Genomic DNA, 22,058 nt, shown 5'->3' with positions numbered 1-22,058 from the left:
GTTTTTGCCTGTTATTCAAAGGATAAATAAACCGGGCGGATGCATGACCGGGTCCGGAGGAGCAGGTTTACCGGAAGCAGTAAAAATAGAGCAGGCAGCGCTTTTCATTTGTATGGTATCTTACGGGTACCAAAACAAACCCATATGAGACAAATCCTGCTCCTTATCCTGGCTGGCCTGAGTCTTGCCGGCTGTAAACGTGTTGATCCCACACCTGAATACAAAGGAAGTTTCCCGTTAACGCCTGTTAATCTTGGTGATATTAACTCGCCGTATGACGATTATAATTCCACTTCCCCATGGGTGGGAGGCAGTTTTCCTTTACTGTTCTCTTCCAACAGGCAAAGCGGAGGTAAGGAGTTCGATTTTATCTTTAAAATGCTGGAAATATCGATGCTGAAAACTGATCCCACAGGAACGGTCAACGTAAAAGAATATATCCCCGGCGGCGGTTCTATCAGTGATGATTACTACCAAAACGCCAGTCTCAGCAATGTAAATGTGAATACTTCTGCCAATGAACTCGGACCTTATCTCGTAAACCTGGGCAAAGCGGATGCTAAAAATGCCCAGGGAAATAATGTCCGCACCACCCGTTTTGCATTGCTGTATGCCACCGACCAGGGCGGCAACCTCGATATCCGTTTCGTGGAGAATACAGCTACCGGTAACTATGGGCAGGCCAGGGATATCAGTTTCCTGAACTCTTCCAAAGACGATGCTTATCCCTGCATCATGCCCGATACTTCTGCTGTTTATTTCTGTTCGGACAGGGATGGCAATTTTGATATTTACAGGGCTGAATTATCTGCTGCCAGTGGTTTCCTGAATACCCTGCAGGATAACAGCAGCAGGAAGATCACGAAAGACAGTTTGCTTTCTTCAGGGTATGAAGACAAATGCCCGTTCATTTTCGGTAAATTACTGGTATTCGCTTCCAATCGCCCCGGTGGTTATGGCGGATTCGATCTCTATTATTCAAAATGGGAGAATGGCCGCTGGGCAGCCCCGGTTAATTTCGGCAACAGGATCAATACCGCTTCGGACGAATACCGGCCGATCATCCTGACAGATTCTGATTTCGGGGCATTTACAAATAATATGATGCTGTTTTCATCCAACCGCGCCGGTGGAAAAGGTGGCTTTGATCTTTATTATGTGGGAATTGATAAGATGACGAAATAGCCTCCCTCTCAACGAATAAGGCAATTATTTCTTCCCGTTGTCCGAACCGGTATTTCCGGAACAGCAAATGCAGGCTTCGGGTATTCCGCTGGCGTATTTCCATTACCTGTCTTCCATGAATGCATCGGGATTATCTTTTGTAAAGGATTGCCGTTGTACAACCATGCCATATCCCCGCGCTGAAATATGTAGAAGCGAATGTACTTCCCGTCAACCGAAAATGATGGAGGAGGAGAATATTCGTCACTTCCGGGGCATTTTTTTCACCACAGGCACGATTGAGATGTTGCGATCCGAAAACCGGAGGAGGTATATGTTTTGATGCGGTACTGAAAAATATTTCTGGTATGGCAAACCCCTTCTTCGACCGGCGGCATATAAGCGAATACCTGCTGTATGGTGGCCTGGCTGCTGTATTGTATTCACTTACTGTATGGTATTATCTCTGGAAAGCCGAATATGAATCTTCCTGGATAGCGTACCTGGGTTCCGGGCTTTTCATGCTCGTGATCATGTGGTACAATATCCGGCTCACACAACGCAGGAGCGATTATAAAAGCGCAGTGAAAATGATGTTTGCAGGGCATCTGGCGGCTATTACAGGGGTAATGCTCAGTGTGATCATTTCCATGCTGCTATGTTATAGCTACATTCCGGGATTTATGTCAGGCGACAGCCAGGATGCTTTTTTAGATAATGCACCGGCAGGATTGAACGTCAATAATTCCGGCACCCTGCTAATGATTTTTTTACCCGCCACTATCGGTAATCTTGGCGCCGGCGCTTTTATTTCCCTGGTAATCTCCTATGTGATAAAACCTGATCAGACGAAAGACAAGCCTGCGCCTATTGTATAAGTATTCCATCACCAAAACCCCTTCATATGAAAAAAACACTCTTTCAGATCCTTTCATTTCTTTTACTTCTTACAGCAGTTGCATGCGGAAACCAATCCGGCAATAAAAACGAAGCACCTTCTGATACCGCCGGAATGTCTGCCCAGACCATGCAAACTGATACAGCCCGCAGGGATAGTTCTGCCATGACTCCCGCCGGGAGCGATACCGTGCAGTCCCGAAGCCCTGATTAAATCAACACATTAAACACTTTCCTATGAAAAAACTTATTCTTTTAACGGTACTGCTTACCATGATTGTACCGTTTGCCGTTAAGTCGCAACAACAGGGCTCAACAGCAAAAAAAACAACGGATGCCACTATACAGGATCTTCCTGCATGGGCACAACTGCAGGGGTATAAGAATGATTCCTATGTGTATTTCCAGGATTATTATACTTTTTATTCACCCGGCAGGGGATATATCTATTGGGATGCAGACAGGTGGGCAACCACGAAAAAGCCGCCGGTAAACATGTCGGGTGCCAACCTTGGAACTGCGCGGATACAAATGCTGAGGGATGTTTCGCTCGACAGCTTTCCTGAAAGGAATTTTTCTTCTTACAGAACGCGTTACCCGGGACAGCGTGTTAACGGCGACAGTATCCCGGCGCCAGATATTCCCATACAACAACCTTAAACCTTGCTGTGATCTCTGTCTTAAAATTTGGCCCCGTAATCATCAATACGGGGCCTGTTTTCTGAAAAACAAGGGGAAACTATATAGCAAAAAGCATCTGATCTTCATGTCCCCGCACAGGTACCAGGCGTATGAAGTTATCGTAACCTTCTTCATCATCGTGATCGCTGTATGCGCCATAAGCGTTCAGGCTGTAGCCAATCCTGCCATCGCATGCAAGCAGCAGGTAAACAATACACATGTCTGCAGGATCGGTAATGCCTTCGAAACGGAATACACGGATGATTTCCAGTTCTCCGGGCTGGTAAAAATTCTGATCGCCGGTACTGAAGCCTTCAGGCGACCAACGGAACTCAAGGTCCATGTTCCGCTCTTTCAGTCGCTCCAGTACGCGTGTTAATGTGGTCATCTGGTGTGGTAATTCCATGCGATTCTTTTATTTAATATCAGCAAAGCTTATACCAGCATGGAATTGAAATTATTTTCAAGGTACTGTTCCACGATCAGTCTTTGTAATTTATTGTTACCAACATCAATTATGCCAGTGCATAGTTCAAAGAATGCAGAGATACGGATATGATAGTGGTCTATTTTTTTACGAACCCGGATTGTGTACATAAAAAAGCACCAGTCGTAGACTGGTGCCGGCTGTTATTCTCACAACCTGTCGTTCAGCATCAGGCCGGAACTTTGCGGGGTTTCTCCCTTTCCCAGATCCTGTGCTGTGCGATGAGCATTACAAAAGCTTCCGAAATATCGGCTGTAGCCCCTGTGAGGATTCCGTTGTCCAGTTCTACTTTATTACGGAAATAAGTTGCATCAAGGAATTGCCTGGCATCAGGGTGAGCCGCAATGGCTTTACAGTGTTTCCAGGCTTCGTTTACAAAATGAAGTGCATCGGGTTCTGCTTCGAGTGTTGCTGCACAATTGATACCACCGGGTATATAAACGGCGTCATAAAATACAGAAGCATCGGTGAGGAAGCTGCGGGCAGCGATCAGTTCTTCTCCGTTTTCCCCGGTGATGGGTCCGAGTCTAGGTGCGATTACGTTAATAATACCGCCCTCTGCTTCGAGTGCATTCTTCATCTCCTGCAGGGATGACATTTCAAAACCGTCGGCAACCAGGAAAGCGATCTTTCGGGTTCTGATGGTATTCTTGATGGTGTTAGCCATACTGAGTGCTTCCGAACGGGCCGGCTGGGTTACATCCCTCACAGGGTGAGGCTGAACGCTCGCAGGATCGGTATCCGCTCCGAAACTCTGATTGAGCTGCTCCGGGTAATCGGGTATATGTGCACCTATGTTATATGCTACTCCCGCAGCCAGGCCATGATCGATCTGGTAAAGGATGGAGAGCATTCTTTCGCGTATAGCCATGATCTGTACTTTACCCAGCTCAAAGCTGAGCGCGTCTGTGATATGGTTCTTTTCCTCATCGCTCTGGCTGTTGAAAAAAAGCTTTGCCTGGCTGAAATGATCATGGAAACTGGGACTTCGTTCCCTTACTTTTTTTGCATCGATCCGTTCAGCATAAGAAGTAAAACCTCCCTGCGCCATGCCGGCCTGGAACGGGCAGCCGCCGCCGATTGAATTCGGACTATAGCTGACACGTCCCTTATTGATGGTCTGCCGCATAAATCCGTCGCGGTGATGATTATGCACCGGGCATACAGGCCGGTTTACGGGGATCTCGTGGAAATTAGGGCCACCGAGGCGGATCAGCTGTGTGTCGAGATAGGAGAAGAGCCTGCCCTGGAGCAAAGGATCGTTGCTGAAATCGATGCCGGGAACGATATTGCCCACATGAAAGGCAACCTGTTCGGTTTCTGCAAAGAAATTATCAGGGTTCCTGTTCAGTGTCAGTTTACCGATTCTTTGTACCGGTACCATTTCCTCGGGGATGATCTTTGTGGGATCAAGAAGGTCGAAAGGGAACTGGTGTTCATCTGCCTCGGGTACGATCTGCAATCCGAGTTCCCATTCCGGGAATTGACCGGCTGCAATAGCTTCCCAAAGATCACGGCGGTGAAAGTCAGGGTCTTTGCCCGAGATCTTCTGTGCTTCGTCCCAGGCAACAGAATGAACGCCAAGTAACGGCTTCCAGTGGAACTTGACAAAAAAAGACTCGCCGGATGCGTTAACAAGCCGGAAACTATGCACCCCGAAACCTTCCATCATGCGATAACTGCGCGGAATGGCACGGTCGCTCATCAGCCACATGATCATATGGGCAGATTCGGGCATCAGTGAAATAAAATCCCAGAAAGTATCATGCGCTGAAGCAGCCTGCGGCATTTCATTGTCGGGTTCAGGCTTAACGGCATGTACAAGGTCCGGGAATTTCATGGCATCCTGGATAAAGAAGACCGGCATGTTATTACCTACCAGGTCGAAGTTGCCTTCCTGTGTATAAAACTTAACCGCGAAACCACGCACATCGCGTGCAAGATCAGTAGAGCCCCGTGAACCTGCTACTGTTGAAAAGCGGACAAAGACAGGTGTTTCTGTTTCCGTGTCATTTAAAAAAGCCGCTTTAGTGTATTTCGATAATGGCTCGTATAATTTAAAAACGCCATGAGCGCCCGAGCCTCTTGCATGAACGATCCGTTCGGGGATTCGTTCATGATCGAAATGTGTGATCTTTTCGCGCAGGATAAAATCTTCCAGCAGGGTAGCCCCGCGCGGGCCTGCGGTGAGCGAATTCTGGTCGTCGTTGATCTTAACGCCCTGGTCGGTCGTCATCAGCTGATCGGCGCTGTTTTCTGTAAATTGCTGCAGCTGCTCAGTTTTGGAATTGAGTGGATCTGGTTGCGATGTTGGCATAGTATTTAATTTAAGATGAACAACACATCGCTTAAAAAAATAAGCCGGTATTAAAACGCATCGCATTACCTGTTGTTGTGGAATTTTTACCACCGCAGATCACTGCACCAGTTGCAGAAATGTTACTGCATTGAATGCTGCATAGCCTTCCTGGTCGTTATCGAAATAGACATACACATCTTTGCCTGCCCTTTGCCAGGAAAGGCATCGGCTGGCCCATTCCTGTAAAGTTTCAGCCGGATAACTTCCCTGGTACTTTGCGCCCGGGCCGTGCAATCTTACATAAACAAAACCGGCGGTAACCGTCAGCGGTGAGATATGGCCTGCCAGTTCATAGATGCAGAACGCGCAGTTATGGCTTCGCAGCAGTTTGTATACTTCTTCATTATACCAGCTGGTATCACGGAACTCAAAGCAACAGCGGATCTTTTCGGGAAGCAGTTCCAGAAATCCGGCAAGGCGTTCCACATTACATTTCCAGCGCGGCGGCAGTTGAAAAAGAACGGGGCCGAGCTTTTTACCGAGATGCATGGCCCGTTCAAAAAAGTCTTTAAGGGCGGGGCGATCGGCTTTCAGTTTTTTAAGATGCGTAAAATACCGGCCTCCTTTAACTGCGAATAAAAAATCACCCGGCGTCTTTTTTCGCCAGTTGATAAAAGTCTCTTTATCAGGAATACGATAGAATGAGTTGTTCAGCTCCACAGTTTTGAAAATGCTGCAGTAATAACTGAACTCAGCTGCGGCAGCCAGGCCGGCGGGATAAAATTTACCTTTCCAGTGCCGGTAACTCCAGCCCGATGTACCGATATGGATTTTGCCTTTACGCATGATGGATCCGTTTGAAAGAAATGTGCCACATGGTATTACTCCGGCAGTGAAGAATAAATGGGTTTCATTAATTTTAAGCAACCTGCTTTCATTCAAAACAAATCCTATGCTAAGGCGTTGAGAGATTTTCTGCAGCAATTCGGCTATCCTGCCCGGGCTCCCGTTTCTACAGATCTGATCAACGCGATTTTAAAAGTAAGTGATGCAAAATATCATACTCAGAGCAGGGATTTGTTTGAAAAAGAATAACGACAGGCTTACACCGGAACAGATTGATGATGTTTGGCAGGAAGAATAGCTGCATCGATCTGTTCCATTAAACCATACCTGATTTTTTCAAGCCTGGATATGGCATTTGTATGACGGGTTACCAGCTCTGCAAGCTCATGCTCCAGGGCGCGGATCGTTTCATGGTGATTATTATAACGTGCGATGGCAAGTTCTTTTTCAAGGTCACCTTTTTCATGATCCATCTTGTAAATGGCAACAATGATTTCATTGAGGGTAAGCGACGGTGAGATGGTCGCATTCAATAAGCCGGTAGCGAAAGCTTTATCGATCAGTTGGCAGAACCTGTCATTGGCACCTGTATGTGCACAGCCCAGCGTCATTTTTCTTAATTCCGGTCTGCACAGACCGTCACGTTGAAAATGATAGGAGCTGGCATCTTCGTCAGCGCCATTGCATGCAGTGATCCCGCTGATCTGCTCATGTGCCAGCCGGCAGGATACGGTACGGAACAAAACCAGTTGCTCACGCAATTGTAATAATTGCTGTTGCTGATTTTCCGTTAAAGCCTCACCAGGTATCATCGATACATCATTATGTATGATGTGAATATAATATAAAATGACTGTCCGGGCGACAGGTGGCGGGAATTTAAATTAATCCGTACATTTGTAATTCAAAAGTCACATCTATCATGTAGCAGATCATTTCTTACAGACTTATAACACCGGCAAAATGCTGTTGTATTATCTGACTCTAAAAAGAAATGAAAATGCTTATTCTTCAGCATATCTCATATACCTACCCCGGCGGGGATCCGTTATTCGATCATATAGACCTTTCCGTTCAGCGGCACCAGAAAATTGCGTTGGTTGGCCATAACGGAGCCGGTAAATCAACCTTGTTAAAACTTATTTCAGGGGAGTTGAAGCCTTTGTCGGGCATAATCATCCGCGATGTCATTCCTTATGTTGTGCCACAGGTTTTCGGGCAATATGATCAGCTCACTATTGCCGAGGTGCTGAAAGTGGACCGGAAACTGCATGCATTGCAATCGATACTGGCAGGCGAGGTAACAGACGCTCACTTTGAAATACTCAACGATGATTGGACCATCGAAGAGCGTTGCCTGGAAGCATTGCGTTACTGGAAACTGGGGCATCTTCACCTTTCACAAAAAATGGAAACGCTCAGCGGAGGCCAGAAGACCAAAGTATTCCTCGCCGGTATTTCCATTCACCAGCCCGAACTGATCCTGCTGGATGAACCGGGGAATCATCTGGATACAGGCAGTCGTGAACTATTATATGAATTGCTGCGATCAACAGCCAGCGGGTGGATCATGGTCAGTCACGACCGGCAACTCCTCGGATTACCCGATACGATCTGCGAGCTGGGCAAAGCAGGCCTGGTAACTTATGGGGGCAATTATGATTTTTATGCGGAACAGAAAAAGATCGCGCAGGAAGCATTAAGCCAGGAATTGCATAGCAGGGAAAAAGAGTTGCGGAAAGCAAAAGAAAAAGCACGTGAAACACTCGAGCGACAGCAAAGGCTGGATGCACGTGGAAAGAAAAAGCAGGAAAAAGCCGGTGTGGCCCGCATCATGATGAACACGCTGCGGAACAATGCAGAGAACAGTACTGCCAAAGTAAAAACAGTACACGCGGAAAAGATCGGCAACATTGGTGAGGAATTAAAAACACTGAGAGCTGCCATGCCTGATATGGATAAGATGAAACTCGGATTCCGGCATCCGGATCTTCATAAGGGCAAACGTTTATGGACAGCTGTAAACGTTAATTTCAGATATGACAACGGTAATCAATGGAAGGACAACCTGGATATTACGATCCTGAGCGGGGATCGCATAGCGGTCAGGGGCGATAATGGTTCGGGCAAGACTACATTGATGAAGCTTATTATGGGACTTCTGCAACCTACGTGCGGAACAGTAATGAATGCCGCTGGCAAGGTAACTTACATCGACCAGGATTATTCCCTTATCAATAACAAGATCAGTGTATACGAACAGGCACAACTCTATAATGATGGTGACCTGCAGGAATCGGAAATAAAAACCAGGCTGAACAGGTTTTTATTTCCGAAAGAAGCCTGGAATAAACCCTGCGCCGCTTTAAGCGGCGGCGAAAGAATGCGCCTGGCCTTGTGCTGCATTACCATCAGTAATCACCCGCCGGACATGCTGCTTCTTGATGAACCAACGAATAACCTCGATATGGAAAGCGTGGCAATCCTGGTCGCAGCTGTACAGCATTATAACGGAACATTGATCGTAGTGTCGCACGACCGTTATTTCCTTGAAGCGGTAAATATTGAAAGGGAAATATGGCTGAATAAATCATAACCGTAAACAACCGCGGAAACCTCTCGCTGCATAGTAAGAAGATGCGCCGTTGTGATATACGAACACATGATCATAACGTTTATCGCAGAAAAGTGCACCGCCCAGTTTGCGGATAGCTGCCGGTGTCTGTATCCAGCTGGATGTTTTGGTGTCAAAATCGCCAAGCTGCTGAAGTTCGCGGTATTGTTCTTCTGTGAGCAGATCAATACCCATTTCGTCGCACATGTCAATCACGTTATCGGCAGGCGGATGCTCTTTTCTTGATTCCAGGGCTTCCCGGTCGTAGCAGGTACTTCTGCGGCCTTTCGGACTTTCGGCCGAACAATCAAAGAAAATGTACTGGTCTTTCTTTTTATCGTAACCCACAACATCGGGCTCGCCGCCGGATTCTTCCATTTGTTGCAGCGACCACAGTTTATCCGGTGAAGCTTCAAGCTTTTTCTGTACACCAGCCCATACAATACCCTTATGACGGTTCTTGTGCTTCTCAAAACGCGCGCTTAACAACTGGAGCAGAGCGGTATTTTCTTGGGAAGTCAGGGAGGGCTTACGTTTCATGGTATTGCGATTAATTGAGCCGGTTTCCCGGGAAGTGAATGTATGAAATTTAAACTGCCGAACCTGAACGGCTGGCTGTAGCAGTTTCGTACAGAACTGTTCATTTTCGGACAGTAGTGATTGTAAGATGTAGTGCAATAAGTTTATAAACAATGAGTTATGTCGTGGCATAGTTGTTGGAACTGAATGCCGATGATCGGTTAATATTCCTATTCAACATCACAATAACTGCGTTTATGTTCAAAAACTATTTCAAGACGGCCTGGAGAAACCTGAGGAAGAACAAAGTGTTTTCTTTTATCAATATTCTCGGGCTGACCATTGGGATCACTACCTGCATGATGATCTTCCTGTTCATCATGAATGAGTTCAGTTTTGACCGTTTTCACAAAGACGGCGACCGGATCTACAGGGTGATGCGCGGTTTTTCGAAAGACGGGGAAACAAAATCAGTTTCTTACTTATCGGGTCTGTATGCACCGGCGCTTCAGAATGAGTATAAAGGGCTGATCGAATCGGTTGTCAGGGTAAGTCAGAATAATAACCTGTTCACAAACGGAGATCGTTCTTTTAATGAAAAAAAGGTCGTTAACACAGATGCGAATTTCTTTACCTTTTTTTCATTCCCGTTATTGAAAGGTGACCCGAAAACCGCGTTGCAGGAGCCGCATAGTGTTGTGATGACGGAAACCACGGCCAAAAAATATTTCGGTAATGCGGAAACGGCCATGGGGAAGACGGTTATGCTGGATAAAGAAACGCCTTTAACAGTTACAGGTATCGCCAAAGATGTTCCATCGAACTCGCATCTTGAATTTGACATTGTAGTGCCATTGGAAAATTATAAAAATGCAGGCTGGATGACAGTCTGGATCAATAATGGTACTTACACTTACGCCAAACTCGCACCTAATATCACTGAAGCACAGGTAGAAAAGCAATTGCCGGCTTTTATGGAAAAGTACCTGGGCAGTGAAATGCGGAAATATGGTTTCGATTTCAGCCTGTCGCTCATTCCTTTAAAAGAGGCTTATTTCAGCGACACCACTTTCGATGCAACAAAACATGGCGATAAAACTGTTGTATATATATTCCTGTCGATAGCGATCCTGATCTTACTGATCGCCTGCATCAATTTTATCAATCTCTCAACGATCCGTTCTGCAGAACGTTCCAAAGAAGTTGGTCTGCGTAAAGTGCTGGGTGCATTGCGTAATAACATTATATGGCAATTTATAGGCGAGTCGGTATTGCTTACCGCTATATCCTGCGTATTGTCCTTATTGCTGATCCTGCTCCTGATGCCCTGGTATAACCAGTTGCTGGGTTATTCACTGACGATCTCCTGGAATTCCTGGCCTATTTACCTGTTTCTTGCTGGTGTAATTGTTACGGCCGGATTGCTGGCGGGTAGTTACCCGGCATTTGTGCTGTCTGCATTTTCTCCTGTAGAAGCCCTGAAAGGAAAGCTTCGTTTGGGAAAAGGCGGTGCTTCATTCAGGCAGGCGCTGGTGGTTATTCAGTTTACGATCTCTGTTTTCCTGATCGTGGGCACTTTTGTGATCAACAAGCAGATGAATTATGTAAAGAACAAACAGCTTGGATATAACAAAGAACAAACCCTGCTTATCCGTATAGACAATGAAGATATTTACCGGAACACGGTTACGTTTAAAAACGCATTGCAGGGCGAAAGTAAAGTACAATCCGTATCACTCATGTCCGGAGAGCCTGGCGGGTTCTTCGACGGGCATATGTTTAATGTGGAAGGTCGCGATGGCAAATGGAATGCCAGGACCGAGTTCGCAGATTTTGAATTCGCGAAAACACTGGGTGTGAAGGTAATTGCGGGCCGGGATTTCTCCGCAGCATTTCCGACAGATTCAACCGAAGCATTGCTGATCAATAAAACCGCGGCCACCAAACTGGGCTGGACGCCTGAACAGGCCATCGGTAAATGGATAGAGAATACACTTCGGGACAAATCAAAACGACGCGTCATCGGTGTGGTGGAGGATTTTAATTTCCAGTCACTGAAAAACGATATAGAACCTTTGGTGATTGCACCTAATATAGACAGAAGGGTAGCAGTGGTAAAACTGAAACCCGGCAATATCGAAGCAGGCGTTGCTGCGGTAGAGAAAGTGTACAAGAGCATTGCATCGGCATATCCTTTTGAATACCGTTTCCTGGATCAGCAGTTCGATGAGATGTACAGGAAAGATATCCGCCAGCAGACCGTTCTCTCCGTATTTGCGGTCATGGCCATATTTGTAGCCTGCCTTGGCCTGTTCGGGCTCGCGTCATTCACCGCTATCAAACGTTTCAAAGAGATCGGAGTCCGTAAGGTGCTGGGTTCATCGGTGCAGGGAATTGTGGTGCTGCTGTCAAAAGACCTGCTGAAGCCGGTCATCATTGCAACCTGCATTGCGCTGCCTGTGGGCTACTGGGCCATGAACAAATGGCTGCAGAATTTTGCGTATAAAACAACTTTGAACTGGTGGGTATTTGCATTTGCTGCGCTGCTCACTTTCGGTATCGCATTTGTGACCATTTGCGCCAAAGCGATCAAAGCTGCCCTGGCCAATCCTGTAAAAAGTTTAAGATCAGAATAGAATCAGTTGCATTCTGATGCGCAGTGATAGATGCAAAAAAGCTTCAGTTTTCTGAAGCTTTTTTGTTACGACTCAACTACAGTTTAGTTAATGCTTTTCTGTAAACTGTCTGCCCAGGCAATGAGCTGTTGTTTCTCGCCGGCGGAGAGAACAGCGTTGCGATGGATAACAGTATAAATGCCCGGAGGCATCTTATCGTCTTTGATCTCATCCACAAATTCCTCGAGCTTGTGTTTTTTCTTCGGATTGGGATAGGCATTGAATTCGTCAAAATTAAAATGCCTTTTGCCATCCTTTACATCCTTGGCGATCAGCCAGGCTACGGGCTGGAAATTATTGTACCAGGGATAGACCGTATTGTTGGAATGACAGTCGTAACAACTTCGTTTCAGTACCTGGTAAATTCCTGCGGGAACAGTAAAATGTTTTTCAATTGCGTTGGCTGAAGGACCGGAAGCAATATTTTTCTGCGGCCTGAAGAATTGGATAACGATCAGTGCAGTCAATAAAAGGATCAGGATTTTTTTGATCATATGCTCGTATATGGGTTTGAATAAAAATATGATTTTGCTGATAGATATCCAATCAGCCGGCTATATCAGAATTTAACACCAAAAAGATAGCCCACCAGTGCAGACAAGCCCATAGCCAGTGTGCCCCAGACAGTAATTCTTACAATGGCTTTCCGTATGCCCGAACCGCCGGTTTTTGCTGCAATCGCACCCAGGACTGCAAGGAAGACAATCGTAAAGCCATAGAGGTAATACTCCATATTCTTTAAAGGAACGAACAGGATCACCAGCAATGGCAGAACGCCTCCAGCCGTAAAGGAAGCGCCGGATGCCAGCGCAGCCTGGATCGGGTTGGCCTGGCTCATCTCGGTAATGCCGAGTTCATCTCTTACATGCGCAGCCAGCGCGTCTTTTTCGGTCAGTTCTTTTGCAACAAGCGCTGCTGTATCCGGTTTCAGCCCTCTTTTTTCATAGATCTGTGCCAGTATCCGGAGTTCTTCTTCGGGCATCTCTTCGAGCTCTCTGGCTTCACGTTCGATATCGGCTTTTTCCGTATCTGTTTGAGAGCTTACCGATACATATTCACCTGCGGCCATAGAGAGGGCACCAGCCACGAGACCGGCAACGGTGGTGAGCAGAATATGTTCTTTTGTTACATTGGCTGCGGTTACGCCTATCGCAAGACTAGAAATAGATATAATGCCATCATTGGCACCCAGTACGGCTGCTCTCAGCCAATTGCTCCGGTGGATATAATGGCTGTCCAGGTAGTTGTCGAGTGTTAACATGTGCCGGCAATTCAGTACAAGTTAACAAAAAAGAATTTTTAAAACCCGGAACTTTTATTTCAGATTCGCTTTCGCCCAGGCCACTATTAAATTGTTCGTGTCTGAGTTTAAGGCTTTTTTATACTCTTCCCGAACCGCATCCCGCCATTTATGATCTGTAACATCTATGCCCGGAAATAAAGCGTTATACTGTTCTCTCGTTGTGCTGATGATCCTGCCAAAACGTTTGGTTACGGTGATCTTGTCTTCCGTTACACTGTCAGGATCCAGGAGGTTCGGAAAATTCTGCGCCGGACCGATCGTTACACCATCCTTAAAAATATAAGGTGTATTGTTTTCCACCACTGCGCCCAATACAGGAAATTGCCCGTTGGATGCTTCGTTGATCCTGAAGATCAGCAATGAAGTATGCGCGAACTCCAGTTTACCCGTGGCTTCAACACAGGCAGTAATGACCCAGGCCGCAATCTTTCCCGCACTGGCATCGGCAAGGTAAACTCTTGCCAGTGGCGCATCAGCCGTTTCCTTGTATTCATAAAGCCCCACAGTAATACCTTCCCAGTTTTTTAATGTCGTTGTCTGGGAAATGAGATTTTTTTCCATGTATCTGCCACGGATGATTTTATTTTCAACACGGGCAGTAATAACGGCAAGGCTGTCCTTCAGGAATATTGCTTTCTGCTCTGCTATGTTCTGGGCAGTTGCTGCACCGGAAAAAATACCAAGGGTAAGAAGGGAAAATACAATTCGTTTCATGATGTATGTCTTTAAAAGCAGCAGCTACGCGAACTGCTGCCTTTAAAGATAGCAGTTATTACCGGGCAAATATATTCAGCATCAGGTTCAGCGCTTCCTTCGAATGCATGCGTTCTCCGTTTACAAGCGATTCTTCCGCTGCTCCGGCTGCCCTTTTGCGCATACGGGTTTCATAAACGGAAATGGCTTCTTTTAATGTGCTGTAATCATCAGCCGTTAAACATTCACTCAGCTCCAAGGCATCCAGCATGGCCATGTTTACACCTTCGCCGGCGAAGGGTGGCATCACATGAGCTGCATCGCCAAGCATGGTTAAGTTGGATTGAGATTCCCAGTTTTGGTCCAAAGGCATACAATAGATGGGGCGGGGGATAAATGGCGGGGAAGCGTTTTCAAACAATTCATGCCAGGTGCTGCTCCATTCGGGGTATTCTTTTTTGAACCAGGCCAGTATCTGCGTATTGTCTGCGTAATCGAGTCCGTTATCGGCTGCCCAGGCGGCATCTGTTTTAATACTGGCATAGAATCCGATCTCGCCGTTTCCTTTCTGCCCCATTAACAGGCATTTCTCATGTCCGAATGCCATGATCTTTCCTCCTTTCAGCAATGCGGCAATATGAGGAACATTCTTTTGTGCATCGTATACATTTCCTTCCAGCATGGTAATGCCTGAATAAAACGGTTTGATGTCTGTGATATACGGCCGGAGCTTCGAATTGGCTCCATCGGCGGCAATCACAATATCCGCTTCTGCTGATAAACCGTTTTTAAAATGGATCAGCCAGCCGGAGCCTTTTTTTTCCATCGAAATAAAATGACTGTTCCATATAACAGTACCAGGCTTCAGCGATTCCAGCAGGATCTTTCTTAATGCGCCCCGGTCTATTTCGGGGCGAAAATGTTCCGCACCATAATTTTCTTCAGGCTTGGTGGCGTGATCGCTGAAAAAGATCACAGCCTGTTCATTCATGAGCTGCATTTTGTCTGCGCCGGGAAGAAAATTTTGTTTAAACTCATTTAAAAGCCCGGCCTTGCGTAATGCTGCCAGACCGGATTCATCGTGGAGGTCGAGCGGAGAGCCCTGTACGCGGGCATTTTTATCCAGGTCTCTTTCGTATACCGCTACTATCGCATCCTTAAGCTGCAGAAGCCTTGCAAGTGTTAATCCGCCGGGGCCGCCGCCGATAATGGCGATCTTCTTATTCTTCAATTTCATGTCTCAGATTTTTAGTTTGACAACACAAAATTATTTTTGCTTCAGCACGGATAATAGTATAAATCGGTCATTCTTGTTCCTGGATAATTCTTTCGGAACCACACCGGAGAATTTTTTGATTTCCTTGATGAAATGTGCCTGGTCGGTGAAATTCAATTCAGGGAATAAGCGCCCCTGTGCAATGTGTTCAAGCGAGGCCCTGAAGCGAAGGATATTACAATACGCTTTTAATGAAAGGCCCAGTTGCTGGTTGAAATAACGGTTGATCTGCCTGCTGCTCCAGAATACTTTCTCCGAAAGCTCTTTAACACTCATTTCGCCGTTGGACGAATAGATCAGACTGAACAGCTGTAACTTTTTCGCTTCCGTTTCTTGCGGCAGGAGAGTGGTTATGGTTTGTGATGCTTTTTTATGGAATGATTCAAAATCTGCCAGGTCGGTTTCATTGAAATCCCAGAAATGGCTGTCGAGATCCCGGGCTGTATCCAGGATGCCGGCAATGGAGGTACGGAGAATATATTCAACAGCAAGAGGTCTGAAACTGACTACATAGTTTAAGGTATGCGGTGCAACGATTCTTTTTTCCGGTGCAGTCTCCAGTCCGATCAGCATTACCCGGAATGGCCCGGAGCCCGTTTTTGAAAAGAACAGGTCGACCCTCCCGTCTGGCATTACCACCACTTCTTTCGGTTCATCTGAAGGATTGTGGAACATGCCGATACTTTCCACGAAAGCGGAAAGTGATGTGTCGGGGTTGACGAATTTATAATAGAAATCGGTGTTCATAACAGGATTGAACCGGATGCAAAAGGGACAAACTCAAATCCGAATTTGCCCCTTTGTACTGTATAGATTTCTGAGTGATGCAGGTCTAAGCCGGTTCCCAGAGTTCGATAGCATTTCCTTCCGGGTCGAGGATATGCACAAATTTACCATAATCATACGTAGCGATCTCATCGATAATAGTAACGCCGGCATCCTTTAACTGCGCTACGAGGCCCACAAGATCTGCTACACGGTAATTGATCATGAACTCTTTCCTGGAAGGATCGAAATATTTAGTGTCAGCCGGGAAAGTATTCCAGGCGGTATAGCCATCCTTGCCCGATTCTTTCTCCTGCCATTCGAACCCGCCGCCATATTCGCCGGATTCGATGCCGAGATTTTGGGCATACCAGGCTTTCATTTTTGCAGTGTCTTCGCATTTAAAGAAAATGCCACCGATGCCAGTTACTTTTTTCATGCTCAGTTGTTTTTTGTATGGTAATAATACGGAATTTGATCGGTTTTTTTAGACGGTCAGATCGCCGGTTTTAACTTCTCCCGACCGGGAATAACTGGCGAGAATCACACTTTTTGATGTGGCGGTACATTCTGTTAATGTAAATGCAGCCGGAATTGCGCCATTCGGGAAAAGGTGCTTGCCTTGTCCAAGGATCAGCGGGTAAATCTTGAGTCTCATTTCATCCACCAGGTCATGTTCCAGCAAAAGCCTGACGAGTTTGCTGCTACCCCAGACCTGGAGATCCGGACCTTCTGAACTTTTCAGTTTTTTAATATCCTCAATGTCTTTAAGGAATACAGTTTTTTCCCAGTCCGAACTTTTTAAAGTATTCGATAAAACATACTTGGTGCCATTATTGATGCCAGGCCATACAGCAGCATGTTTGGGCCAGTAATCAGCCCAGATATCAAAAGTTTTCCTGCCCAGAAGATAGTCTACGGGCTGGTTCATCTCTTTCTGAATTGCTTTATTACCGGTATCGTCACCATATGGCGCAACCCAGCCGCCGAATTGAAAGCCATCGGATGGATCTTCTTCCGGCCCGCCGGGTGCCTGCATCACCCCATCCAGCGTGATCATTGAGAGGACGGTTATTTTTCGCATGACTATATTTTTTACAAAATGAATTTCGGGAAAATAACCCGAAAGGAGAGGGGGCGATTGCGACAGTTGAGTAGCGTTTTGCGCAGCAGGCATTTTCAATGCTTAAAATATATACGATCAGCTGCAATAAAGTTATGCCGGAGTGGACAACGATATTTTTGAATGATATTTTAAAAATAAAGTTCACAAAATGTGAACTTCAGAAAAGAAAACATATTTTTGTTATGAAAGTTCATTTGATACGAAAAGAAACAATAGAAATATTTGCGCGGCAGAATGCCCAGAGCAGAATTGCTTTTGATGCATGGCTTGCTGTGTTAAAATATGCAGACTGGGAATTGCCGGGAGATATGCAGCTGACTTTTCCCGGAGCAGATTTGTTGGGGCGGGGTTCATGCCGGGCTGTTTTTAATGTCGCTGGTAATAAATACAGGCTGATCTGTAAGTATGTATTTGGTGAAAAGCAGGTGCATTTATTTGTATGCTGGATCGGAACTCATGCAGATTATGATAAACTATGTCATGCTGGAGCACAATATCAGGTAAGTAACTATTAAAATAAATACTATGGAAACGCTTAAATACAAAGTAATAGCCAGCAGGAAGCAATACAGGGAATATTGTAATGTATTGGAACAGCTGGTATTTTCCGGGGCTAAGGACAAAAACACCAGAGACGAGATTGATCTTCTTACCTTGTTGATCGAAAAGTGGGATGCAGACCATCTGTCATCTGCACACCTGGATCCGATCCAGTTGCTGCATTCTCTTATCCAGGCGCATCACCTGAAAGCAAAAGATTTGGCGGAAATACTCGGGATCAGCAAGGGTTATGTTTCAGATATCCTGCATTACAAGAAAGGCCTTTCCAAAGAAGTGATCCGGAAACTGGCACAGCATTTCAAAGTGTCGCAGGAAGCGTTTAACCGTCCTTATGAGCTGGATATTCAGGAAAATTCAACTACAGGTAAGGCCAGTAAAGTTCCGGTGATTGCCTGATGCATTGTTCCTGCTGTAAAGATCAGAGTTGCCGTTTTACATAATGCAATCCAATAACCCCGCTTTTTAACGGCGTGGCTTTTACGAGTTTCAGATCGGTCTTGTTTTGTATATGCTGGTATACAGGAATGCCGTTTCCCAGCAAAACCGGATTGAGCGTAAGTTGGTATTCGTCGATCAGGTCGAGTTCCATTAATGAATGCGCCAGACCAGGACTTCCGAATATCACAAGGTCTTTACCTGGCTGTTGCTTTAGTTTATTTATTTCCTCGCTGATATGATCGTTGATAACGATAGTATTATTCCAGTCAGCTTTTTTCATAGTCCTTGAAAGCACAATCTTGGGTGCATTTTCTACCCATTGCGCATGTGCTTTATCATGCGCGCTGGCTTTGGGATCATTGAGCACAGTTGGCCAGTAACCTGCCATCAGTTCATAGGTGTTACGGCCATATACAGGCGAGCCAACTGTAGCCACAATTGCGTCGGCATATTGCTGTAATTCACTGTCGTACGAGATCCAGCCCAGGCCTTTATTGATGTCAGCCGCAAAACCATCGAGCGATATATGCATGAAGAGAACGAGTTTTCTCATAACTGTTTTTTAAGGATTGAGTACTTCGGGGGAACGAAGGTTAAATGTAAACATTATTACCTGTCTTTAAACATCTAATCAATAAAACTGACCGGTATTGATGATGAATTAATATCAGCGTAATTATTTATACCAACCGGTATAAAATAACTATCTTTGAATGAACATTCCGTTTTCGGGTGTTTTTTTATTCATGTATATACCAAATGGTATATGAAAAACAACATTATGGAAAAAGTTGTAATTACAGGTCTTGGAGCAATAACTCCCATCGGCAATAATATTGATGATTTCTGGCAGGCACTGATCAGCGGTGTAAGCGGTGCCGGGCCTATCACTAAATTTGATACAACGAAGTTTAAAACAAAATTCGCCTGCGAGCTTAAGAATTTCGACCCGTTAAACCATATCGAAAAATCAGAAGCGAGGAAATATGACCTGTTTACCCAATACGCGCTGGTAGCGGTTGAGGAAGCGATCAGGCAAAGTAATATCAATTTTGAGCAGCTCAACAGGAACCGGATCGGGGTGATCTGGGGTTCGGGTAATGGTGGCATCGGTACTTTTGAGCAACAGGTGCGGGAATATGTTCTGGGGGATGGCACACCGCGTTTCAGCCCTTTCTTTATTCCTAAAATGATTGTGGATATTGCTCCCGGTATTATTTCAATCAAATACGGTTTAAGGGGTATTAACTACGCAACGGTTTCCGCCTGTGCCACATCGAACACCGCCATCATCGATGCATTCAATTATATCCGCTGGGGCAAAGCCGATATGATCATCACCGGTGGTTCTGAAGCGCCGATCACCGAAAGTTCTGTAGGTGGTTTCAATGCTTCCAAGGCATTGTCGACCCGGAATGAAAATCCTGCAGGGGCTTCCCGGCCTTTCGACATAAACCGTGATGGCTTTGTAATGGGCGAAGGTGCAGGTGCAATTATCCTGGAAAGCTATGAACATGCCGTAAAACGAAATGCGCCCATCATAGCAGAGATCGTTGGCGGCGGAATGGCGGCAGATGCCTACCATTTAACGGGCACGCATCCGGAAGGTGAGGGGGCTTACCTGGGAATGCTGGCCACCCTGGAAGACGCGAACCTTGCGGCACATGAAATCGATTACCTGAATGCACATGCTACTTCAACGCCGCAGGGTGATATCAGTGAATTGAAAGCGGCTGAACGGGTATTTGGTAAAGAAAGTAAACTGCATATCAGCGCAACCAAATCAATGACCGGGCACCTGCTGGGCGCTGCCGGCGCAGTGGAAGCGATTGCATGTATCAAAGCTGTTCAGACGGACATTATTCCGCCTACCATTAATTCAACAGAGATCGAACCTGAATTTAAAGACAGCTTTAATTTCACTCTGCATACCGCACAGCGCAAGCAGGTGAACTATGCAATGAGTAATACTTTTGGGTTTGGCGGGCATATTGCCACAACCGTTTTCAGGAAATTCTGAACAGGGAAACAGAACATGGGACATTTCTTCCTGTATCTGTTCTCCGGCCACAGAAAATCCACAAGAAAAATGTCTGTAAATATGCGGTATCTGTAAGTTTTAATACATTTCTTCAACTAATTCTCTAAAATCACGCTATGAAGAAAGTATTTTCCATCGCTATTGCATTTACTGTGGCAGCATGTGGCCGGGAATCGTCGCCTGAAGGCCGGTCGGTCATGAGAGATGAACAGCTGCAGGCAGAACTGAACCTGGTGAAAGAGCAAAATAAAGCCCTGCTCGACAGTATTGCCGTTTTCAGACTTGAATTAAATGCAATGAAGGCCAGATGAAACAGCCTCATGAAACGGCATTTCTGCAGCTGATCAATGAACATAGTGGTATCATCCATAAAATTTCACGTCTATACCGGGATAATACCCAAGACCGGGAAGATCTCTTCCAGGAAATCATCTTTCAGTTATGGAAATCTTATCCTTCTTTCAGAGGTGATTCCGGAACAGGCACCTGGCTGTACCGTATTGCGCTGAATACGGCGATTGGTTCTTTCCGTAGGAAAAAGGTGGAAATACAGTATGCGGAATCTGTTCCGGATGTTGCGGACCTATTGCCCGGTCAAGAAGCGGATCCACGTCAGGAGCGCTTGTTTGCTGCGCTTATGCAATGTGATGCGGCTGAAAAGGCGATCATCTCACTCTACCTGGAAGGACTCAACTATCAGCAGATTGCGGAAATATCGGGCATTACTGAAAACTATGTTGGCGTAAAACTGAACAGGATCAAAACAAAAATTCAAAAATTAATTCGATGAGTTATGGAAGATGATGAATTAAAGTCGGTCTGGAAATCGATTGAGCCGCATCCGAAAACAGAAAGAGAACTAGGGGCTATGATGAAAGAAAAGACACACCCGGTACTGCAAGGCATCAGCAGGCAGATGAAACTGGAAATAACCGGCTGGATCGCTTTTTTAGCATGTTATTATACCATGTTTGATGGTGCCGCCAGGCCTTTTATAATTAACCTGCTATTGATCATTGCTGTACTTACACCACTTTTACATAATCTCTACGGTTACCATCTTGCCAGGCACCTTGCAGAACCCGTGGCGATAACGGATTATCTGAAAAATAGAACCGCCAAACTGAAAAATTATGTTATTAGCTCCATTATATCAAGGCTCGTGTTTGCCTGTGGCCTGGTGTTATTCTTTTTTTACAATGTGAATCTTGCCGGGACAAAATATATAACTGCACTGATCATTATAGCTCTTGTGATGTTGGTTCAGGTATTCATTTTATACAGGATCTGGAACAGGCGGATCGGGGATTTGCGTAAAACGCTGGAAGGGCTCAGCTGATTTGCGGTTGCTGGTCGCCTGACCACAGGTGTTCGAAAGATAAATTATTGCTATTAGACAATAAATTGCGTAAAAGACGTTAAGGAAGAATGTTCCTTGATAAAGTTTTGTCGTTAATTCCTTCGGATATGCTGGTAGAGCTGGCTGCAGAGACGGAAGTTGATATCTTTTCGAAGAAGTTACAGGCCGAGGTTATTTTCAAATTGTTACTTCACTGTTTGATTAGTCATAAGGACAATAGCCTCAGAACGATGGAGTCGGCCTACGAAACATTATTGTTTGCTTCAATCAATCAAAATTTCCAAAAGAAAAGCATCCGCTATAATTCAATCAG

General features: G+C 45.6%; 26 protein-coding genes. 13 read left to right on the top strand and 13 right to left on the bottom strand.

What is annotated here, in order from left to right:
* Nucleotides 1-144 precede the first annotated feature (144 nt).
* The 4 genes from B5D42_RS16980 (at nucleotide 145) to B5D42_RS16965 (ending at nucleotide 2,721) form a co-directional block, all read left to right on the top strand.
* Nucleotides 145-1,185: a TolB family protein gene (locus B5D42_RS16980; RefSeq protein ID WP_176113050.1), complete on the top strand. Its 1,041-nt coding sequence runs from the start codon at nucleotides 145-147 to the stop codon at nucleotides 1,183-1,185.
* Between the two features lie 347 nt (nucleotides 1,186-1,532).
* Nucleotides 1,533-2,042 (top strand): hypothetical protein, encoded by a 510-nt coding sequence (locus B5D42_RS16975; protein ID WP_139367222.1) that lies wholly within the window; start codon nucleotides 1,533-1,535, stop codon nucleotides 2,040-2,042.
* A 26-nt stretch (nucleotides 2,043-2,068) separates the two neighbouring features.
* Nucleotides 2,069-2,275, top strand: coding sequence for a hypothetical protein (locus B5D42_RS16970; RefSeq protein ID WP_078832736.1), 207 nt, complete (start codon nucleotides 2,069-2,071; stop codon nucleotides 2,273-2,275).
* A 23-nt stretch (nucleotides 2,276-2,298) separates the two neighbouring features.
* Nucleotides 2,299-2,721, top strand: a complete 423-nt coding sequence (locus B5D42_RS16965; protein WP_078832735.1) for a hypothetical protein — start codon at nucleotides 2,299-2,301, stop codon at nucleotides 2,719-2,721.
* Nucleotides 2,722-2,800: 79 nt separating this feature from the next.
* Here the strand turns inward: B5D42_RS16965 and B5D42_RS16960 are convergent, their stop codons facing one another.
* The 4 genes from B5D42_RS16960 to B5D42_RS16945 all read right to left on the bottom strand — a co-directional run bounded on the left by B5D42_RS16960 (nucleotide 2,801) and on the right by B5D42_RS16945 (nucleotide 7,186).
* Nucleotides 2,801-3,148: a hypothetical protein gene (locus B5D42_RS16960; RefSeq protein WP_078832734.1), complete on the bottom strand. Its 348-nt coding sequence runs from the start codon at nucleotides 3,146-3,148 to the stop codon at nucleotides 2,801-2,803.
* A 250-nt stretch (nucleotides 3,149-3,398) separates the two neighbouring features.
* A complete protein-coding gene (locus B5D42_RS16955; protein ID WP_078832733.1) occupies nucleotides 3,399-5,546 on the bottom strand; it encodes a catalase in 2,148 nt (715 codons plus the stop codon).
* A 99-nt stretch (nucleotides 5,547-5,645) separates the two neighbouring features.
* Complete coding sequence (locus tag B5D42_RS16950) at nucleotides 5,646-6,374, bottom strand: DUF72 domain-containing protein (protein WP_078832732.1); 729 nt, start codon at nucleotides 6,372-6,374, stop codon at nucleotides 5,646-5,648.
* 257 nt (nucleotides 6,375-6,631) lie between these two features.
* Nucleotides 6,632-7,186, bottom strand: coding sequence for a hypothetical protein (locus tag B5D42_RS16945; protein ID WP_078832730.1), 555 nt, complete (start codon nucleotides 7,184-7,186; stop codon nucleotides 6,632-6,634).
* Between the two features lie 188 nt (nucleotides 7,187-7,374).
* On the opposite strand from B5D42_RS16945, the gene B5D42_RS16940 reads away from it, so the two are divergent.
* Nucleotides 7,375-8,970, top strand: coding sequence for an ABC-F family ATP-binding cassette domain-containing protein (locus B5D42_RS16940; protein WP_078832799.1), 1,596 nt, complete (start codon nucleotides 7,375-7,377; stop codon nucleotides 8,968-8,970).
* Here B5D42_RS16940 and B5D42_RS16935 read toward each other — a convergent pair.
* On the bottom strand, nucleotides 8,965-9,528 hold the full coding sequence (locus B5D42_RS16935; RefSeq protein WP_078832729.1) for a DUF4256 domain-containing protein: 564 nt from the start codon (nucleotides 9,526-9,528) through the stop codon (nucleotides 8,965-8,967). The genes B5D42_RS16940 and B5D42_RS16935 overlap by 6 nt on opposite strands.
* Nucleotides 9,529-9,764: 236 nt before the next feature.
* On the opposite strand from B5D42_RS16935, the gene B5D42_RS16930 reads away from it, so the two are divergent.
* The gene (locus tag B5D42_RS16930; RefSeq protein WP_078832728.1) at nucleotides 9,765-12,143 is read left to right on the top strand and encodes an ABC transporter permease; all 2,379 of its coding nucleotides are present in this window, start codon (nucleotides 9,765-9,767) and stop codon (nucleotides 12,141-12,143) included.
* An 83-nt stretch (nucleotides 12,144-12,226) separates the two neighbouring features.
* On the opposite strand, the gene B5D42_RS16925 is transcribed toward B5D42_RS16930, so the two are convergent.
* From B5D42_RS16925 to B5D42_RS16895, 7 genes are all read right to left on the bottom strand, one after another.
* Nucleotides 12,227-12,676: a heme-binding domain-containing protein gene (locus B5D42_RS16925; protein ID WP_078832727.1), complete on the bottom strand. Its 450-nt coding sequence runs from the start codon at nucleotides 12,674-12,676 to the stop codon at nucleotides 12,227-12,229.
* A 65-nt stretch (nucleotides 12,677-12,741) separates the two neighbouring features.
* Nucleotides 12,742-13,443, bottom strand: coding sequence for a VIT1/CCC1 transporter family protein (locus tag B5D42_RS16920; RefSeq protein ID WP_078832726.1), 702 nt, complete (start codon nucleotides 13,441-13,443; stop codon nucleotides 12,742-12,744).
* A 54-nt stretch (nucleotides 13,444-13,497) separates the two neighbouring features.
* Entirely contained in the window at nucleotides 13,498-14,199 is a 702-nt protein-coding gene (locus B5D42_RS16915; RefSeq protein WP_078832725.1) for a hypothetical protein, read from the bottom strand.
* Between the two features lie 58 nt (nucleotides 14,200-14,257).
* Nucleotides 14,258-15,415, bottom strand: coding sequence for an FAD-dependent oxidoreductase (locus B5D42_RS16910; protein ID WP_078832724.1), 1,158 nt, complete (start codon nucleotides 15,413-15,415; stop codon nucleotides 14,258-14,260).
* 30 nt (nucleotides 15,416-15,445) lie between these two features.
* The gene (locus B5D42_RS16905; RefSeq protein WP_078832723.1) at nucleotides 15,446-16,201 is read right to left on the bottom strand and encodes a helix-turn-helix domain-containing protein; all 756 of its coding nucleotides are present in this window, start codon (nucleotides 16,199-16,201) and stop codon (nucleotides 15,446-15,448) included.
* 85 nt (nucleotides 16,202-16,286) lie between these two features.
* A complete protein-coding gene (locus tag B5D42_RS18205; protein WP_078832722.1) occupies nucleotides 16,287-16,658 on the bottom strand; it encodes a VOC family protein in 372 nt (123 codons plus the stop codon).
* A gap of 48 nt (nucleotides 16,659-16,706) precedes the next feature.
* A complete protein-coding gene (locus B5D42_RS16895; protein WP_078832721.1) occupies nucleotides 16,707-17,303 on the bottom strand; it encodes a dihydrofolate reductase family protein in 597 nt (198 codons plus the stop codon).
* A 134-nt stretch (nucleotides 17,304-17,437) separates the two neighbouring features.
* Here B5D42_RS16895 and B5D42_RS16890 point away from each other — a divergent pair, with 134 nt between their 5' ends.
* Together B5D42_RS16890 and B5D42_RS16885 are read left to right on the top strand one after the other, a co-directional pair.
* Nucleotides 17,438-17,860: a type II toxin-antitoxin system HigB family toxin gene (locus tag B5D42_RS16890; protein WP_245825747.1), complete on the top strand. Its 423-nt coding sequence runs from the start codon at nucleotides 17,438-17,440 to the stop codon at nucleotides 17,858-17,860.
* A gap of 10 nt (nucleotides 17,861-17,870) precedes the next feature.
* Nucleotides 17,871-18,302, top strand: coding sequence for a helix-turn-helix domain-containing protein (locus B5D42_RS16885; protein WP_078832720.1), 432 nt, complete (start codon nucleotides 17,871-17,873; stop codon nucleotides 18,300-18,302).
* A gap of 22 nt (nucleotides 18,303-18,324) precedes the next feature.
* Here the strand turns inward: B5D42_RS16885 and B5D42_RS16880 are convergent, their stop codons facing one another.
* Nucleotides 18,325-18,897, bottom strand: coding sequence for a dihydrofolate reductase family protein (locus B5D42_RS16880; protein ID WP_078832719.1), 573 nt, complete (start codon nucleotides 18,895-18,897; stop codon nucleotides 18,325-18,327).
* Nucleotides 18,898-19,125: 228 nt separating this feature from the next.
* On the opposite strand from B5D42_RS16880, the gene fabF reads away from it, so the two are divergent.
* The 5 genes from fabF to B5D42_RS18035 form a co-directional block, all read left to right on the top strand.
* The gene (fabF, locus tag B5D42_RS16875; protein ID WP_078832797.1) at nucleotides 19,126-20,364 is read left to right on the top strand and encodes a beta-ketoacyl-ACP synthase II; all 1,239 of its coding nucleotides are present in this window, start codon (nucleotides 19,126-19,128) and stop codon (nucleotides 20,362-20,364) included.
* Between the two features lie 137 nt (nucleotides 20,365-20,501).
* Entirely contained in the window at nucleotides 20,502-20,696 is a 195-nt protein-coding gene (locus tag B5D42_RS16870; RefSeq protein ID WP_078832718.1) for a hypothetical protein, read from the top strand.
* The gene (locus tag B5D42_RS16865; RefSeq protein WP_078832717.1) at nucleotides 20,693-21,175 is read left to right on the top strand and encodes an RNA polymerase sigma factor; all 483 of its coding nucleotides are present in this window, start codon (nucleotides 20,693-20,695) and stop codon (nucleotides 21,173-21,175) included. The genes B5D42_RS16870 and B5D42_RS16865 overlap by 4 nt, the downstream gene beginning before the upstream one ends.
* Nucleotides 21,176-21,178: 3 nt before the next feature.
* Entirely contained in the window at nucleotides 21,179-21,724 is a 546-nt protein-coding gene (locus B5D42_RS16860) for a hypothetical protein (RefSeq protein ID WP_139367221.1), read from the top strand.
* A gap of 128 nt (nucleotides 21,725-21,852) precedes the next feature.
* Nucleotides 21,853-22,058 (top strand): hypothetical protein (locus B5D42_RS18035; protein ID WP_217698855.1); only part of this gene is annotated, 206 nt, incomplete at its 3' end.

This window comes from Sediminibacterium ginsengisoli (assembly GCF_900167075.1).
GTDB lineage: Bacteria > Bacteroidota > Bacteroidia > Chitinophagales > Chitinophagaceae > Sediminibacterium > Sediminibacterium ginsengisoli.
The sequence above is the reverse complement of the archived record's forward strand: the minus strand, read 5'-3'. Positions and strand labels throughout refer to the sequence as shown.

Coding starts and splice junctions, on each gene's coding strand:
- B5D42_RS16980 (WP_176113050.1), top strand. CDS start 145: ATGAGACAAATCCTGCTCCTTATCCTGGCTGGCCTGAGTCTTGCCGGC.
- B5D42_RS16975 (WP_139367222.1), top strand. CDS start 1,533: ATGGCAAACCCCTTCTTCGACCGGCGGCATATAAGCGAATACCTGCTG.
- B5D42_RS16970 (WP_078832736.1), top strand. CDS start 2,069: ATGAAAAAAACACTCTTTCAGATCCTTTCATTTCTTTTACTTCTTACA.
- B5D42_RS16965 (WP_078832735.1), top strand. CDS start 2,299: ATGAAAAAACTTATTCTTTTAACGGTACTGCTTACCATGATTGTACCG.
- B5D42_RS16960 (WP_078832734.1), bottom strand. CDS start 3,148: ATGGAATTACCACACCAGATGACCACATTAACACGCGTACTGGAGCGA.
- B5D42_RS16955 (WP_078832733.1), bottom strand. CDS start 5,546: ATGCCAACATCGCAACCAGATCCACTCAATTCCAAAACTGAGCAGCTG.
- B5D42_RS16950 (WP_078832732.1), bottom strand. CDS start 6,374: ATGCGTAAAGGCAAAATCCATATCGGTACATCGGGCTGGAGTTACCGG.
- B5D42_RS16945 (WP_078832730.1), bottom strand. CDS start 7,186: ATGATACCTGGTGAGGCTTTAACGGAAAATCAGCAACAGCAATTATTA.
- B5D42_RS16940 (WP_078832799.1), top strand. CDS start 7,375: ATGCTTATTCTTCAGCATATCTCATATACCTACCCCGGCGGGGATCCG.
- B5D42_RS16935 (WP_078832729.1), bottom strand. CDS start 9,528: ATGAAACGTAAGCCCTCCCTGACTTCCCAAGAAAATACCGCTCTGCTC.
- B5D42_RS16930 (WP_078832728.1), top strand. CDS start 9,765: ATGTTCAAAAACTATTTCAAGACGGCCTGGAGAAACCTGAGGAAGAAC.
- B5D42_RS16925 (WP_078832727.1), bottom strand. CDS start 12,676: ATGATCAAAAAAATCCTGATCCTTTTATTGACTGCACTGATCGTTATC.
- B5D42_RS16920 (WP_078832726.1), bottom strand. CDS start 13,443: ATGTTAACACTCGACAACTACCTGGACAGCCATTATATCCACCGGAGC.
- B5D42_RS16915 (WP_078832725.1), bottom strand. CDS start 14,199: ATGAAACGAATTGTATTTTCCCTTCTTACCCTTGGTATTTTTTCCGGT.
- B5D42_RS16910 (WP_078832724.1), bottom strand. CDS start 15,415: ATGAAATTGAAGAATAAGAAGATCGCCATTATCGGCGGCGGCCCCGGC.
- B5D42_RS16905 (WP_078832723.1), bottom strand. CDS start 16,201: ATGAACACCGATTTCTATTATAAATTCGTCAACCCCGACACATCACTT.
- B5D42_RS18205 (WP_078832722.1), bottom strand. CDS start 16,658: ATGAAAAAAGTAACTGGCATCGGTGGCATTTTCTTTAAATGCGAAGAC.
- B5D42_RS16895 (WP_078832721.1), bottom strand. CDS start 17,303: ATGCGAAAAATAACCGTCCTCTCAATGATCACGCTGGATGGGGTGATG.
- B5D42_RS16890 (WP_245825747.1), top strand. CDS start 17,438: ATGCCGGAGTGGACAACGATATTTTTGAATGATATTTTAAAAATAAAG.
- B5D42_RS16885 (WP_078832720.1), top strand. CDS start 17,871: ATGGAAACGCTTAAATACAAAGTAATAGCCAGCAGGAAGCAATACAGG.
- B5D42_RS16880 (WP_078832719.1), bottom strand. CDS start 18,897: ATGAGAAAACTCGTTCTCTTCATGCATATATCGCTCGATGGTTTTGCG.
- fabF (WP_078832797.1), top strand. CDS start 19,126: ATGGAAAAAGTTGTAATTACAGGTCTTGGAGCAATAACTCCCATCGGC.
- B5D42_RS16870 (WP_078832718.1), top strand. CDS start 20,502: ATGAAGAAAGTATTTTCCATCGCTATTGCATTTACTGTGGCAGCATGT.
- B5D42_RS16865 (WP_078832717.1), top strand. CDS start 20,693: ATGAAACAGCCTCATGAAACGGCATTTCTGCAGCTGATCAATGAACAT.
- B5D42_RS16860 (WP_139367221.1), top strand. CDS start 21,179: ATGGAAGATGATGAATTAAAGTCGGTCTGGAAATCGATTGAGCCGCAT.